Below are 14,810 nucleotides of genomic sequence, written 5' to 3' on the forward strand. Positions count from 1 at the left end.
ACCATGGCAACACCCCACCCCAGCACCACCGTCGAAGCACCGGCCGCCGTCAAGATCCTCATCGCGGGCGGCTTCGGCGTCGGCAAGACCACGATGGTCGGCGCGGTCAGCGAGATCGCCCCGCTGCGCACCGAGGAGTACCTGACCCGGGCCAGCGTCGGCATCGACGACCTCGCCGGCGTCGACCAGAAGGACACCACCACCGTCGCCCTGGACTTCGGGCGGATCACCGTCAGCCCCGAGCTGGTCGTCTACCTGTTCGGCACGCCCGGCCAGGAACGCTTCTGGTTCATGTGGAACGACCTGGTCAACGGCGCCCTCGGCGGCGTCGTCATCGCCGACACCCGGCGCCTGGACACCAGCTTCGCCTCGATCGACTTCTTCGAGGGCCGCGGCATCCCCTTCGTGGTCGCCATCAACTGCTTCCACGGCCACAACACCCGCACCCCGGAGGAGGTCCGGGCCGCCCTCGACCTCGACCCGCAGGTGCCGATGCTGATCGGCGACGCCCGCGAACGCGCCTTCGGCCGGGACGTGCTGCTCGCCCTCGTCGACCACCTGATCGACCTCGCCGCCGCCGTCCCTGCCGTCCCCGCCGGCTGAGCCCGCCCGCCCGCTGTCGACCGTACGGAGAACCACCGCCCCATGACCCCACCCCTGCGCGTCCTCGTCCACGGCGGCGGCATCGGCGGCCTCACCGCCGCCACCGCCCTCGCCCGGAACGGCCACCACGTCGACGTCGCCGAACTGCGCGACGGGCCGGAGGCCCTCGGCGTCGGCATCATCCAGCCCTCCAACGCCCTGCACGTGATGCGCGAGATCGGCGTGCTCGACGCCTGCCTCGCCGCCGGCTTCGCCTGGGAGGCACTGACCGTCTGCGACCCGGCCGGCGCCGTCCTCGCCCGCATCCCCCAGCCCCGGATGGGCGAGGCGCCCGCCGCCAACGGCATTCCCCGCCCGGCCCTCGCCCGCGTCCTCGCCGAGGCCGCCGCGGCCGCCGGCGCCGCGCTGCGCTTCGGCACCACCATCGCCGAACTCGCCGAGGACGCCCGGGGCGTGGACGTCACCCTCACCGACGGCCACCACGCCCGCTACGACCTGGTGGTCGGCTTCGACGGCATCGGCTCGCCGCTGCGCCGCCGCCTCCACGGCGACGCCTACCGGCCCGAGTACACCGGCTTCGCCAACTGGCGCGTCACCCTGCCGCGTTCGCCCGGACTGGACGGCGTGCTGATGTCCACCGGCAACCTCAAGGCGAAGGCGCTGCTCACCCCGATCAGCGACGAACTCATGTACCTGGGCTCGGTGTTCGCCGAGGCCGAGGACTTCCGCCCCGACCCGCAGCGGGCCCACGAGCAGCTGCGCGAGCGCCTGGCCGGCTTCGGCGGCCCGATCGCCGACGCCCTCGCCCAGGTCACCGACCCGGCCGCCGTGGTGTACTCGCGGATCTCCCAGGTCACCGTCGAGGGGCCCTGGCACCTCGGCCGGATCGTGCTGGCCGGCGACGCCGCGCACGCCTCCACCCCGCACCTCGCCCAGGGCGCCGCGATGGCCGTCGAGGACGCCCTCGTCCTCGCCCAGGCCCTGGACGCCGCCCCCGACGTCCCGTCCGCGCTCACCGCCTGGGAGGAGCGGCGCAGGCCGCGCGCCCTGTGGGTCCAGGCGCTCTCCCGGGCCGTCCTCAAGCAGGAGACCGGCACCCCCACCACCGAGGAGGAGGACGCCCTGCTCGAGGTCGGCGTCCCCGGCGCGACCCACGTCCTCGTCCAGCCGTACTGAGGCCGGCCGCACTGAGCCCGGCCGGCCTGCTGACGCACCCCGGGGCTCCCGCGCGTACTTGCCACCGCGCGGGAGCCCGTAGCAGGCTGGCGGGCGACCTGAACGGCCATCAGTCCGGGGGGTTTCCGGTGACGCAGGCGTCCCTGTTCCGCATGCTCGACCTGCACGAGGAGATCGAACGCGAGCGGCAGCGGCCCGGCGGGCGGCTGTTCGTCTCCGACTACAACGGCGGCCACCCCTTCGTCGCCGACTACCTCGGCCCGCTCGCCGACACCCCGCCGCACCGCCTCACCGACGTCACCCGCTACGCCGCCCTCGACGAGGACCACGCGCTGCGCGCCAAGATCGCCCGGCTGCACAGCCGTTGGGACGGCGTGGCGATCGGCCCGGAACAGGTCATCCCGGCCGCCGGGTCCAGCGGCCTGCTCGGCACCTTCTGCACCTGGCTGCGGCTCACCGGCGTGCGCCGGGTCCACTACCTGCCGCCCGTCTACTACAAGTTCGCCTACTTCTTCCGACAGTTCGGCATCGAGCCCGTCCCGGTCAGCCCGCTGCACGCCCACCAGCCGGGCTTCACGGCCGAGTTGCCCGACGAGCGGAGCGTCCTGCTGCTCACCGACCCGCTCTGGTACACCGGGCGGCCCGTTCCGGCCGGGCTCCTCGCCCGGATCGCCGAGTGGCAACTGGCCACGGGCTCGACGGTGTTCGTCGACGGGACGTTCCAGTACCTGCGCTGGGACGGCGGCCGCCGCGAGGAGAGCGCCGCACTGCCCGCCGACCTCACCCTGCGCCTGGTCTGCCCCACCAAGTCCCTGTCGATCCACGGCTACCGCTGCGCCCACCTGATCACCCCCGCCGCCCTGCGCGAACCGCTCGCCGAGCTGCACCTCAACCTGCACGGGGACGCCACCGCCGCCGACCGGCTGTTCGCTCACCGCGCCGCCGACCTGATGCTCGACGGCGAGGGCAACCGGCGGCTGATCGAGCACGTCCGCGCCAACCACCGCCGCCTGCTGGCCGGTGGCGCGCTGCTCGCCGACAGCCCGGTCGACACCGGCTACTTCCTGTTCGCCCGCCCCGCCGCGCCCGCCGACCGGCTGCTCGCCCTCGACCAGCGCCACTTCGAACTCACCGGCCACGAAGGCTTCGTACGGATCAACCTGCTCAACGAGCCCGCGCTGGAGGGGCTTCGCACGCTCGGAATCCTCGGAACCATCGGAACCCCCGGAACCAACACTCGGGGCGCGCTCAGCGCGGGGTGATCTCCGCGCGCCGCCGCCACACCGCCGCCGAGACGCGGGCGAGCAGGCGGGCCGCCGGGTCGGTGCGGTCGCTGCCGTCGGCGAGCGGGCCGGTGTAGCAGACCGCGAGGAGGTAGGGCGGGCAGTCCGACGGGTGCACCAGGCCGACGCAGTGCCGGGCGCCGGGGACCCAGCCGTTCTTGAAGGCGATCCGGGTGCCCGGCGGCAGCCCGGCCGCGACGTCCACCCGGAAGGCGTTGCGCTCCAGCAGGGCCAGCAGCTCCGGCTCGTCGGCGAGCGAGCGCAGCAGCCGCACCAAGTCCCGCGCGGTGACCAGGTTGTGGATGCCGGCGGAGCGCGCCGCGTAGTCCTCGATGCCGCGCGGGCTGGCGCTGCGGGTCGCCCCGGCACGGCGCCACACCTCGGCCACCGCCCGCTGGTCGGTGCGGGTGAGGCACAGGTTGGTGGCCAGGTTGGAGGAGTGGGTGATCATCCGCTCGGCGAGCAGCCGCAGCGGGGCCCGGCCGCCGAGCAGCCGCCAGGGCAGCTCGTCGCTGTCCCAGTCCCGCAGGTTGCCGAACTCCCCGCCGACGACGGACTCGAAGCGGTTCTCCACCGGCACCTCGGCGTCGAGGTCGGCCCCGCCGCGGTGCAGCGCGGCGAGCACCGCGACCTTCATGGTGCTCGCCGCGTCGTACAGTTCGTCCGGGTGCCGGGTGAACACCGGCTCCGCGTCGCCCGCCCAGGGGGCCACCACGATGGACAGCATGGCGGCCAGCGTAGTGCGGGTGCGGGCGACGGCGGAAGGAGGCGCGAGGGCCTCAGCCGGCGCTCGGGCGGGCGGACGGGAGCGCCGCCGAGCCGCCGAGCAGCGGCCATTCGCGGTGGAACGGCGGCAGCGGGATCTTCTTCTCGAACAGCGGGGTGCCGAAGATCTTCAGGTGGGCGAGCAGGCTGCCGTTCAGGTCGACACCGCCGACCAGCGACCAACTGCCCTGCGCCTGCGGCGCCTTGCCCGAGGAGTCGGCGACCAGCGAGCCCTCGGCGCGGGCGCTCAGGTAGGGGGCGACGGTGGCCTCGACGCCGACCGTGTCGTACAGGCCGACGTTGACCTCGGCGCCCAGCGCGGCGCGCACCGCGGCCTTGCCGTTGAGCTTCACGTGCACCGGGGAGACCTTGGTGTCGGCGCTGGTCGTCGACGCCCAGCCCTTGCCGCCGGTGTAGTCGGCCTTCACGGCCCAGGTGCCGGCCGCGTCCTGCTCGGCCTCCAGGTGCACCTGGCCGTCCGCACCGACCTCCAGGTAGCAGGTGAGGCCGAGGTTGACCACGATCGGCAGGCCGGCGACGGTCAGCACCGGGCTGGCCTGCAGCTTGGCGAACGGCACCCGGACGGGCTGGGCGCCGGTGCCGCGGGCGGCGTCGCCCGTGACCTTCCACTGCGCGTGGGCGTCCACGTCGAAGCCGACCGAGGCGGTGCGCGGGCTGCCGCCGGAGGCGCCGTGGTAGGCGAAGTGCACGGCGGGGTGCAGCTGGAGGGAGCCGGCGGCCTCCAGGCTGAGGCCGTCCGGCAGCGGGACGGGCGCCTTGACGTCGATCTTCAGGGTGCCGGAGGCGTCCGCCTTGATGCCGCCGCTGACGCCGGCTCCGCCGTTGCCGCCGTTGCCGCCGTCCGCGAGGGCCGACTCCTTGAAGTCGGCCTGCACGGCGCCGTCAGTCTTCGGGCCGTCCGTCTTCGGGCCGTCCGCCTTCGGGCCGTCCGCCTTCGCGCCGGGGACGGCGTCCGCGCTGACCGTGGACGTGAGGTCCTTGACCAGCGGCGTGACGGTGATGCCGTGCGCGTCGACCGGCACCTGGCCGTCCGCCTCGGTGGCGCCGAGCAGTTCGCTCAGCGTGGCGGGGCGGGTGGTGAGGGCGAGGCTGTCGCCCACGCCCGGCTTGACGCCGGTGACGGCGACCAGCGCGCCCTGCGGCGCGGCGGCGGTGGGCGGGCTGGCGATCAGCTGGCCGGCCTGGACGGCGGGCGCCGCGCCCTGGCTCGGGGCCGTGCTCGGCGCCGGGGCCGTGCTCGGGGCCGCGCCGGAGCCGCCGGCCGACAGCACGGCCGTGCCGGCCGCCGCGTCGTACCCGGTGAGCTGCAGGTTGGTCGTGGTGGCGGTGACGGCACCGCCGTCCTTGCCCGGGTTGCCGATCGCGGCGTGGTGGTCGCCCGCCGGGGCGGCGGTGACCGGCGCCGCGCCGCCCTGCTGCGGGCGGCCGGTGGCGGGCGCCCCGGCCCGGGCGTGCGGCGTGCCGTTGGCGGGCGCGGCGGCGGCCGGGCTGCCCCCGGCGGTCGTGGTGCTCGCGGCGGCGGTGGCGGTCGGATCGGGCGCGGACTGCGCACCGGCGGGGGCACTGGCACGGCCGCAGCCGGCGGCCCCGACGAGGAGGAGGGAGAGGAGCGCCGGGCCGGCGGCCCTGGCTATCGAGGGTTTGAACACGCGGCGTCATGTTACTGACGAGGAATCATTTTGTCGAAGCGGGGTCAACGCGCTCGATGCGGACGATTCCGCAGGTCAGCCTACTAGTCGCGCCGCCGGGAGCGGCTCCGGATCCAGCGGTGTGAGATCCGCCTCGGCGGCCAGCTCCGCCAGGTACCGGGCGCGCGGCGCCGGCACCGCGCCGAGGCTGCGCACGTGCGGCCCGTCCCACTGGGCGTCCAGCAGCCGCCCGCCGGCCGTGCCGAACCGGGCCGCGAGGTCCGCGACGGCGACCCGGGCGGCGTCCGGGCGGCGGCGGAACATCGAGTCCAGGCTCAGCACGGGCCCGGCGACGACGCCGAACACGCCGCCGACCAGCTCCTCCCCCTCCCACACCTCCGCGCTGTGCGCCGCGCCCACCGCGTTCAGCTGCTCCAGCACGCCGCGCAACTCGGCGGTGAGCCAAGCCGGTTGACGCCCTTCGGCACAGGCCGCGAGGACCTGCCCGAAGGCGCGGTCCGCACTGGTCCACCAGGACACGCCGTTGCGCAGCCGCCGGGCGAGCCGGCTCGGCAGCCGCACGCCGTCCACGGGGATGACCGGCCGGGGGTCGGGCGACCACCAGGCGAGCCCGTACGGGTCGTCGGCGGCCGACGCGCCCGGCAGCAGGGCGATCTCCCCGGCGTCGACCGCGTCCCCGTACCGCGCCTCGGCGTAGGCCGCGACGAACTCGTCCGCGGCGGGCAGCGGGAACAGCCCGCACCGGTACGCGGCCAGCAGCTCCGCCGGCCCGAGCACCCCGCCGAACGCCACCGGCCCGTCCCCGGGGGCGTGTGGGAGGTCCAACCGGTCGAAGACGCTCGCCCCGGTGCCCCCGCTCATCCCGGCGCCCCCGCTCATCCCGGCGCTCCGAGGAACCCGTCCGCCGCCAGCCGGTCCAGGTAGTGGTCGAGCAGGGCGGCGTCGACGGCGGGCAGCTCGATGCCGCTGCCGGCCAGCGCCGTCTCGGTGTTCTCCCGGTCGAAGGTCGGGAAGGTCGGCCTGAAGTACAGCTCGCTGATGGTGAGTTCGCTCCCCGGCGCGCGGTCGACGAAGAGCGGGACGAACGGCGCGATCGGGTGGGTGGGGTGCCCGGCGGCGTAGCGGATCAGCCGTCGCACCCACTCGTCGTACGGGAGGCGCTCGATCCGGTGGCCGCGGGCGCGGAGCCGGTCGGCGAGGTCGGCGAGGTCGGCCGGTTCCGGGGAGGTGAGGTGGTAGACCTCGCCGTCGGCGGGGGCGTGTGCGGCGATGTGGGCGACGGCCTCGGCGAAGCGGTCGGCGGGGACGAAGTCGAGCGGCAGCCGGACGTCGGGGTAGCTGCCGCTGTCGGCGAAGTAGGCGATCAGCGCGCAGAGTTCGGTGCCGGTGTTCATGGCACCGGTGGTGCTGTCGCCGGTGACGTCGTTGGTGCGCAGGACGGTGACCGGCAGTCCGGCGGCCGCCGCCTGGTGCAGCAGCCGTTCGGCGACCCACTTGCTCTCGACGTAGCCGACGCCGAGCCGGTCGGGGTGGGCGAGCGGGGTGCGTTCGCTGACCTCGCCGATGCCGGCGGCGCCGAAGCCGGCGAGGACGGCGAGGGTGGAGAGGTAGTGCACGGGGACGCCCCGGCGGTGTCCGGCGAGCCGGACGACCTCCCGGGTGCCGGCGACGTTGGCGGCGCGCAGCTGGTGGTACGGGTAGAGGAAGTTGACCTGTCCGCCGAGGTGGTGGACGGCGTCCAGGTGGTCGGCCAGCCAGTCGAACTGACGGTCCGTCAGTCCGAGCGAGGGCCGGGTGAGGTCGCCGACCAGCGGCACCACCCGGGGGTCGGCGAGGTCGTGGCGCAGGAAGCGCTGGTGGGCGGCGCGCAGCCGTTCCAGGGCGTGTTCCTCGTCGGGGGCGCGGACGAGGCAGTGGACGCGGGCCCGGGTGGTGGCGAGCAGGGTGTGCAGCAGGTGGGCGCCGCAGAAGCCGGTGGCGCCGGTGAGCAGGATCTCGGCGGGTTCGGCGCGGCTGGGCGGGGGGCTCCAGGACTGCCGTACGGGCGTGGCGAGTCGGGCCTCGGTGGCCCAGTCGACGGCGCCCTCACCGCCGTCGTGTCCTTCGCGGGCGGCCCGCAGGGCGGTGGCGAAGGCGCGCAGGGTGGGGGCGCGCAGCAGGGCGCGGGTGAGGGTGCGGACGTGGCCGACGTCGAGGCCGAAGACGGTGCGGGCGCGGGCGAGCATCTCCATGGCGAGCAGCGAGGTGCCGCCGAGGGCGAAGAAGTCCTCGTCGGGGCCGACGCGTTCGGTGCCGAGGAGGTCGGCCCAGAGCTGTCCGAGGGTGGCCTCCGTCCCGCGGGCGGGTGCCCGGGGCTCGCGCGGGGCGGCCGTGTCCGGGGCGGCGCCGTCCGGGGCGGCCGTGCCCGGGGCGGTCGCGGCCTGCGGCAGCCGTCGCCGGTCGATCTTGCCCGCCGGGGTGAGCGGCATGGCCTCCAGGGGCACGAACGCCGCCGGGACGAGGTGCGCGGGCAGCCGTTCGGCGAGGTGGGTGCGCAGCTCCTCGGGGCGGGTGCGCGGCTGCCCGCCGTCGCGGGGGCCGCGCGGCGTGTAGTAGGCGGTGAGGGTGCGGGTGCCGTCCGGGCCGGTGCCGTCCGCGGCGATCCGGGCCTGGCGGACGTCGGGGTGGGCGGCGAGGACGGCTTCGATCTCGGCGGGGTCGACGCGGTGGCCGCGGATCTTCACCTGGTCGTCGAAGCGGCCGAGGATCTCCAGTTCGCCGTCCGGGCGCCAGCGTCCGGCGTCGCCGGTGCGGTACATCCGCTCGCCGGGGGTCGGCGCGTACGGGTCGGGCAGGAAGGATTCGGCGGTGAGGGCGGGGCTGCGCCAGTAGCCGCGGGCGAGGCCGGGCCCGGCGAGGTGGATCTCGCCCTTCTCGCCGGGCCGGACGGGGTTGAGCCGGGCGTCCAGGACGTGCACGCGCACGCCGGGCAGCGGGCGGCCGATCGGCACGGGCGCGGCGGGGCCGGCCGCGCCGCCGGGGGCGTCGAGCAGGGCGGGGGTGAGCTCGCAGAGGGTGGAGGTGACGGCCGCCTCGGTGACGCCGTAGGCGTTGAGCAGGCGGACGCCGGGCAGCCGGGCCAGGCCGGTGCGGCAGTCGTCGGCGTGCACGGTGTCCCCGCCGACGACGAGCAGCCGCAGGCCGTTCGGGGCGGGCCCGGCGGGCGGCAGCAGGTGCAGCAGCTGGTGCCAGTAGGCGGGGGTGAGGTCGGCGACGGCGAGGCGGTCGGTGCGCAGCCGGTCGGCGAGTTCGGTGGGCGCCCAGGCGGGGGCGCCGCCGAGGGTGACGGTGGCGCCGGCGAGCAGCGGGGCGAGGGCCTGTTCCAGGGCGGTGTCGAAGCCGAGTGCGGCGAGGTGCAGGACGCGTTCGCCGGGGGCGAGCCGGTAGGCGCGGATCACCCGTTGCAGGGTGAACAGCAGGGCGCGGTGGGTGACGGGCACGCCCTTGGGGCGGCCGGTGGTGCCGGAGGTGTAGATCAGGTAGGCGAGGTCGTCGGGGCCCGGCGGCTCGACGGGCACCTCCGGGCCGTCGGTGTCCACCGTCAGGTGGTCGACGCCCGGCAGCCCGGGGCCCTCGGTGACCGCGACCCGCGCCCCGCAGTCCTCGACCAGTGCGGCCAGCCGCCGCGCGGGGCTCGCCGGGTCCAGGGGCAGCAGCGCGCCGCCGGCGCGGAGCACCGCCAGCCAGGCGACCAGCAGGCCGGTGCCGCGTTCCAGGCAGACCGGCACCACCTGCTCGGGGCCGACCCCGCGGGCGCGCAGCGCGGCCGCCAATCGCTCGCTGCGCCGGTCGAGTTCGCGGTAGCTGAGGGTGCCGTCCTCGGCGTGGACGGCGGTCGCCTCCGGCTCGCGCGCGGCCCGGGCGCGGAAGAGTCCGGGCACGGTGTCCCCGCCGTCCCCGCCGTCCCCTCGGTCCGTCGTCCGGTCCGGGTCGCCGGGGAAGCCCAGGTCGACGGGCCGCCATTCGCGCTCGACCCAGGCCCGGCAGTCCTCGCGCCCGGCGGGGCCGTACACCGCCCGCCAGCCGTCCGGGACGGCCAGGTCACCGGGCCAGAGCGCGCACCGACCGTGGCCGTCGCGGACCACGGCGTGACGGGCGGTCCGCGCATCCTTGTCCGCGCCCCGTGCGCTGTCTGCTGCGTCGTCCACCGGCTTGACCTCGTGCTGTGGCGGCAGAATGCTGGGAGATGCGACATTTCCGACTATACGCACTCGCGCCGCACCGACGACACGCGAACGGCCCCACGGGGATCCGGGCGTGGCCCTGTCGGTGACGGACGCGCGGTGCGCACCACAGGGCACCGGAGCACGCCCGGCCGTCGACCCGTCGACCCGCCGGGCGCCGCTGGGCCGGTGCCGGCCCGACCCGCCCCCGCCCGTCCTCCCCGACCCGAGCGGCCGGGTGAAGTCGCGGAGGAGGTAGCCTCGTTGACCCGTCGGCGACAGCGACTGATGACCTGCTACCTCCTCTGGATGGTGGTGTTCACCGGCATCTACTACCTCGACCCGGCGCAGCGCATCATCTGGTGGACGGGCATCGGCCTCGGCGGCGTCGCCGCGATCGTGCTGGGCGTGCGGCTCAACCGCCCGGCGCACGCGTCCTGCTGGTACCTGCTGGCGCTGGCCAACCTGAGCTTCACGGCGGGCGAGGTGGTGCAGGCCGTCCAGTTGGACATCCTGCACCGGCCCAACCCGTTCCCGTCCGTCGCGGACGGCTTCTACCTGGCCGAGTTCGTGCTGTACGCGGCCGGCGCGCTCGGCTTCATCCGGTGGCGGACGGCCCGTCAGGACCACGCCGGGCTGCTGGACGCGCTGATCCCCACCATCGGCCTCGCCCTGCTGTCGTGGATCTACCTGATCCTGCCGTACGCCCGGAACCCGGACCTGTCCTGGCTGCAGAAGGCCGTCTCGATCGCCTACCCGCTCGGCGACATCCTGGTCCTCGCCCTGCTGCTGCGGCTGATCACCCCGCGCGGCGGCAGCTCCCGCTCGCTGCAGCTGCTCGCCGTGGGCACCCTGGGCATCCTGACCTCGGACGTGCTGTACGGGCTGATCCAGCTGCACGGCACCTGGCACATCGGCACCCCGGTGGAGCTGGGCTGGGCGGCGTTCTACACCGCGTGGGGCGCGGCGGCGCTGCACCCGTCGATGGTCGAGCTGACCCGGCCGGTGCCCACCCAGCAGCCGGACCTCGGCCCGGCCCGGTTCACCCTGCTCACGCTGGCCGCGCTGATCGCCCCGGCGATCCTGATCGTCGAGTCGCTGGACGGGAACACCACCAACGCGGGCGTGATCGGCGCGTTCTCGGCGGTGCTGTACCTGCTGGTGCTGGCCCGGCTGGCGGTCGTGGTCGCGGCCCGGCGGCAGGCCGTCGCCCGGGAGCGGACGCTGCGCGAGGCGGGCGCCCGGCTGACCGCGGCCGTCGCGGTGGAGGAGGTCGCGGCGGCGGTGCAGGCGGCCGCGGCCACGCTGATGCCCGCCGAGTCGGGGCACGCCGCCGTGCTGGCGGTCTCCCGGGCCGAGTCCGCCACCGGCCCCGACACGCCGGTCGACGCCGAGCTGCTGGCGCTGGCCGCCGACCGGGAGACCCGGCTGCTGCCCACCGCCGGGCTGCCCGGCACCCTGGCCGCCCGCCTCGGCGGCATGCCCGCCGCCCTGCTGAGCCCGCTCACCCTGGCCGAGCGCCCGTCCGGCGATCCGCTGATCGGCGCGCTGGTCGTCACCGGCACCGAGCAGGAGCTGACCAGCCTGTGGGGCTCGCTGGAGATCCTGGCCGCGCAGGCCGCGCTGGCCGTCGAGCGGGTGGTGCTGAGCCGGGAGGTGACCCGCCGCAACAGCGAGCTGTACTTCCGCACCCTGGTGCAGAACGCGAGCGACGTCATCCTGATCCTCGACGAGGACGACGGCGTGCGCTACGCCTCCTCCTCCGCCGAGCAGGTGCTCGGCTACCCGAGCCTGGACGGGCGGCGCTTCACCGAGCTCGTCCCGCCGGAGGACAGCCGGGAGGTCGGCAAGGCGCTCTCCCGGATGCGCGGGCCGGCCGACCCGCCGCCCGGCAGCCGCAGTGAGCAGCCGCGCGAGCACTGGCGGCTGCTGCGCCAGGACCGCACCCCGATCGAGGCCGAGGTCCGGCACACCGACCTGCGCGCCGACCCGACCGTCGCCGGCCTGGTGCTCACCCTGCGCGACGTGACCGAGCAGCGCCGGATGGAGCGCGAGCTGACCCACCGGGCCTTCCACGACTCGCTGACCGGGCTGGCCAACCGGGTGCTGTTCGCCGACCGGGTCGGCCACGCGCTGTCGCGCGGGGAGCGCAGCGGGGCCGTCACCGGGGTGCTGTTCATCGACCTGGACGACTTCAAGATGGTCAACGACACCCAGGGGCACGCGGTCGGCGACGAGCTGCTGGTGGCGGTGTCGCTGCGGATCTCGACGGCGCTGCGCAGCTCGGACACGGCGGCCCGGCTCGGCGGCGACGAGTTCGCGGTGCTGGTGGAGGACGCGCTGGCGCCCGGCGACGTGGACGCGATCGCGGACGTGGTGCTCGGGGTGTTCGCCGAGCCGTTCCGGCTGCGCGCGGGCGCCGTCCGGGTGGGGGCGAGCATCGGGGTGGCGACCACCGAGGACAGCGTGGACGCGGCCGAGCTGCTCACCCACGCCGACCTGGCGCTGTACGCGGCGAAGGCGGCCGGGCGCCGCCAGTGGCGCCACTACCGGCCCGCCCTGCAGGCGGGGCTGGTGGAGCGGCACGAGCTGAACGAGCACCTGGACGTGGCGATCGCCGAATCGGCCTTCCAGCTGTACTACCAGCCGATCGTCGACCTGCGCACGGGCGACCTGGTCTCCTTCGAGGCGCTGGTGCGCTGGCCGCACGACCGGCGCGGCATGGTGCTGCCCGACGAGTTCATCGCGCTCGCCGAGGAGAGCGGCCAGATCGTGCCGCTCGGCGCCTGGGTGCTGGAGCGGGCCACCCAGGAGGCGGCCGGCTGGCACGCGGTGAGTTCGGCCGTGCGGACGGCCGCCGGCCGGGCGCCGTTGCGGGTCAACGTCAACGTCTCGGCCCGCCAGTTCCGCGACCCGGGCTTCGTCGACGTGGTGCGGCACGCCCTCGGCACCTCCGGCCTGCCGCCGTGCTCGCTGGTCCTGGAGCTGACCGAGTCCGTGCTGATGCGCCGCGACGACCGGATCAACGACGACATGGCGACCCTGGACGGCCTGGGCGTCGGCATCGCCATCGACGACTTCGGCACCGGCTACTCCTCGCTGTCCTACCTGCGGGAGTTCCCGATCTCCATCCTCAAGATCGACAAGTCCTTCATCGACGGGCTCGGCCACTCCCCGCAGCAGCACGCGCTGGTCGAGGGCATCACCCGGATCGCCGAGACCCTGGGCGTCAGCGTCATCGCCGAGGGCATCGAGCAGCCCGAGCAGCGCGACCTGCTCGCCGCCATGGGCTGCCCGCTCGGGCAGGGCTACCTCTTCGCCCACCCGCTGACGGCCGGGCAGGCGCGCGCGCTCGTGCGCGACGCCACGCACGAGCCGCGCTGAGGCCGTCCGAACATTTCTCAGGTGCGGCTTGCGTCGAACCTGGCGGCCATGCCACCTTAAGGTTCGATCAGATCCTTACCTGGCCGCCGCGTGCGGCCCGGTCGAGCCTGCCTGGAGCCCCGCCGCATGAGCACACAGACCACGCCGCCGCCCACCGCCGTCGACGAACCGGCGCCCGGCCGGACCCTCACCCTCGCGGCCGTCCTGCTCGCGGTGTTCGTCGTCCCCATGTCCATCTCCGGCACCGCCGTCGCCCTCCCCGACATCGGCGCCGACACCCACGCCGGGCTCGCGCCGCTGCAGTGGGTCGTCAACGCCTTCAACGTCGCCTTCGCCTGCTTCACCCTCGTCTGGGGCTCCGTCGCCGACGTCGTCGGCCGGGTCAGGGCCTTCGCCGCCGGCGTCGCCCTCTACGCCGCCGGCTCGCTCGCCAGCGCCGCCGCCACCGACGTCCGCTGGCTCGACGCCGCCCGCGCCCTCACCGGCATCGGCGGCGCCGCGATCTTCTCCTGCGGCGCCGCCCTCCTCTCCACCGCCTTCGCCGGCCCCGCCCGCGCCCGGGCCTTCGCCCTGTTCGGCACCGTCGCGGGCCTCGGCGTCGCCCTCGGCCCCTCCCTCGGCGGCGCGCTCGTCCAAACCCTCGGCTGGCGCTGGGTGTTCGCCGCGCACGCCGTCGCCCTCGCCGCCGTCCTGCTCGCTGTGCCGGCCATCTCCCGTACGGTGCCCGCCGGTTCGGGCGGCGGCGGGCGGATCGACCTCCCCGGCAGCGCCCTGTTCGTCCTCGCCATGGTGCTGCTCACCACCGCCATCGTCCAGGGCTCCCAGTGGGGTTGGGGCAGCACCGGGGTGCTCGGCCTGCTGGCCGGCACGGCCCTCGCGCTCGCCCTGTTCACCGCCGTCGAACGGCGCAGCACCCACCCGCTGCTCGACCTGAGCGTGCTGCGCGACCGCCGCTTCCTCGGCCTGTGCCTCGTCCCCGTCGCCGCCTCCTTCGGCTTCGTCACCCTGCTCACCTACCTGCCGAGCTACCTCACCGCCGTCACCGGCCGCGACACCGGCTCGGCCGGGCTGCTCATGCTGCTGCTCACCGCGCCGGTGCTGGCCTGCCCGCTGCTCGCCGTCAAGCTGGTCGCCCGGGGCGTCTCGGCGCTCGCCCTGATCGTGCTCAGCCTGGCCTGCCTCGTCGTCGGGGACCTCGCCCTGACGCTGCTCTCACCGTCCGTCACCGTGCTGGCGCTGGCCGCGCCGATGCTCGTCACCGGCGCCGGCATGGGCCTGTCCGCCGGGCTGGTCGACGGCCAGGCGCTGGCCCTGGTCGACCCGGCCAAGGCGGGCATGGCGGCCGGATTCCTCAACACCCTGCGCCTCGGCAGCGAGGCCGTCGCCGTCGCCGCGTACGGCTCCGCGCTCGCCACCGCCCTCGGCGCCCGCATCCGCGACGGCATCGGCAGCCAGCCGGGCGCCGCCGCCCCGCTCGCCGGCCCCGTCACCGACCGCGCCGCCGGCGGCGACCTCGGCGGCGCCGCCCACCTGTCCGGCGCCACCGACCCCGAGGGCTTCACGGCCTTCCTCGCGCACGCCTACGATGCGGCGTTCCACTCCGTCCTGTGGGGCCTCGCGGCGGTCGGCCTGGCCCTCGGCGTGCTGATCGCCGTCCTCCTGCGGCCCACCCGCACCCGGTAGCCCGGGCCCGCACGCGGTTGACCTGGTCACTCACCCCCGGGTGA

Annotated in this window: 9 protein-coding genes; 5 read left to right on the top strand and 4 right to left on the bottom strand. The window is 75.6% G+C overall.

Going from position 1 to position 14,810, the window contains the following annotated elements; all coding sequences use genetic code 11:
* The first annotated feature begins 3 nt into the window (after positions 1-3).
* The 3 genes from AB2U05_RS06735 to AB2U05_RS06745 all read left to right on the top strand — a co-directional run bounded on the left by AB2U05_RS06735 (position 4) and on the right by AB2U05_RS06745 (position 3,041).
* Positions 4-603: an ATP/GTP-binding protein gene (locus tag AB2U05_RS06735; protein ID WP_369182711.1), complete on the top strand. Its 600-nt coding sequence runs from the start codon at positions 4-6 to the stop codon at positions 601-603.
* Between the two features lie 42 nt (positions 604-645).
* The gene (locus AB2U05_RS06740) at positions 646-1,779 is read left to right on the top strand and encodes an FAD-dependent monooxygenase (RefSeq protein ID WP_369182712.1); all 1,134 of its coding nucleotides are present in this window, start codon (positions 646-648) and stop codon (positions 1,777-1,779) included.
* Positions 1,780-1,907: 128 nt separating this feature from the next.
* On the top strand, positions 1,908-3,041 hold the full coding sequence (locus AB2U05_RS06745; RefSeq protein ID WP_369182713.1) for an aminotransferase class I/II-fold pyridoxal phosphate-dependent enzyme: 1,134 nt from the start codon (positions 1,908-1,910) through the stop codon (positions 3,039-3,041).
* Here the strand turns inward: AB2U05_RS06745 and AB2U05_RS06750 are convergent.
* The 4 genes from AB2U05_RS06750 to AB2U05_RS06765 all read right to left on the bottom strand — a co-directional run bounded on the left by AB2U05_RS06750 (position 3,028) and on the right by AB2U05_RS06765 (position 9,684).
* Positions 3,028-3,789, bottom strand: a complete 762-nt coding sequence (locus AB2U05_RS06750) for a serine hydrolase (RefSeq protein WP_369182714.1) — start codon at positions 3,787-3,789, stop codon at positions 3,028-3,030. The genes AB2U05_RS06745 and AB2U05_RS06750 overlap by 14 nt on opposite strands.
* Before the next feature lie 52 nt (positions 3,790-3,841).
* On the bottom strand, positions 3,842-5,497 hold the full coding sequence (locus AB2U05_RS06755; RefSeq protein WP_369182715.1) for a hypothetical protein: 1,656 nt from the start codon (positions 5,495-5,497) through the stop codon (positions 3,842-3,844).
* Between the two features lie 75 nt (positions 5,498-5,572).
* Positions 5,573-6,358, bottom strand: coding sequence for a leucyl/phenylalanyl-tRNA--protein transferase (locus AB2U05_RS06760; RefSeq protein ID WP_369182716.1), 786 nt, complete (start codon positions 6,356-6,358; stop codon positions 5,573-5,575).
* Between the two features lie 14 nt (positions 6,359-6,372).
* A complete protein-coding gene (locus AB2U05_RS06765) occupies positions 6,373-9,684 on the bottom strand; it encodes an amino acid adenylation domain-containing protein (RefSeq protein WP_369182717.1) in 3,312 nt (1,103 codons plus the stop codon).
* 279 nt (positions 9,685-9,963) lie between these two features.
* Between AB2U05_RS06765 and AB2U05_RS06770 the strand changes: the two genes are divergently transcribed.
* Both AB2U05_RS06770 and AB2U05_RS06775 read left to right on the top strand, forming a co-directional pair.
* Positions 9,964-13,083: a putative bifunctional diguanylate cyclase/phosphodiesterase gene (locus tag AB2U05_RS06770; RefSeq protein WP_369182718.1), complete on the top strand. Its 3,120-nt coding sequence runs from the start codon at positions 9,964-9,966 to the stop codon at positions 13,081-13,083.
* A 126-nt stretch (positions 13,084-13,209) separates the two neighbouring features.
* A complete protein-coding gene (locus AB2U05_RS06775) occupies positions 13,210-14,766 on the top strand; it encodes an MFS transporter (protein WP_369182719.1) in 1,557 nt (518 codons plus the stop codon).
* The last annotated feature ends 44 nt before the right edge of the window (positions 14,767-14,810 follow it).

Origin of the sequence: Streptomyces sp. Y1, from assembly GCF_041053115.1 — a bacterium.
Taxonomy (GTDB): Bacteria; Actinomycetota; Actinomycetes; order Streptomycetales; family Streptomycetaceae; genus Kitasatospora; species Kitasatospora rubellomurina.

Excerpts from the sequence above, each read along its gene's own strand:
- AB2U05_RS06735 (WP_369182711.1), top strand. The coding sequence starts at position 4 with ATGGCAACACCCCACCCCAGCACCACCGTCGAAGCACCGGCCGCCGTC.
- AB2U05_RS06750 (WP_369182714.1), bottom strand. The coding sequence starts at position 3,789 with ATGCTGTCCATCGTGGTGGCCCCCTGGGCGGGCGACGCGGAGCCGGTG.
- AB2U05_RS06760 (WP_369182716.1), bottom strand. The coding sequence starts at position 6,358 with ATGAGCGGGGGCACCGGGGCGAGCGTCTTCGACCGGTTGGACCTCCCA.
- AB2U05_RS06740 (WP_369182712.1), top strand. The coding sequence starts at position 646 with ATGACCCCACCCCTGCGCGTCCTCGTCCACGGCGGCGGCATCGGCGGC.
- AB2U05_RS06775 (WP_369182719.1), top strand. The coding sequence starts at position 13,210 with ATGAGCACACAGACCACGCCGCCGCCCACCGCCGTCGACGAACCGGCG.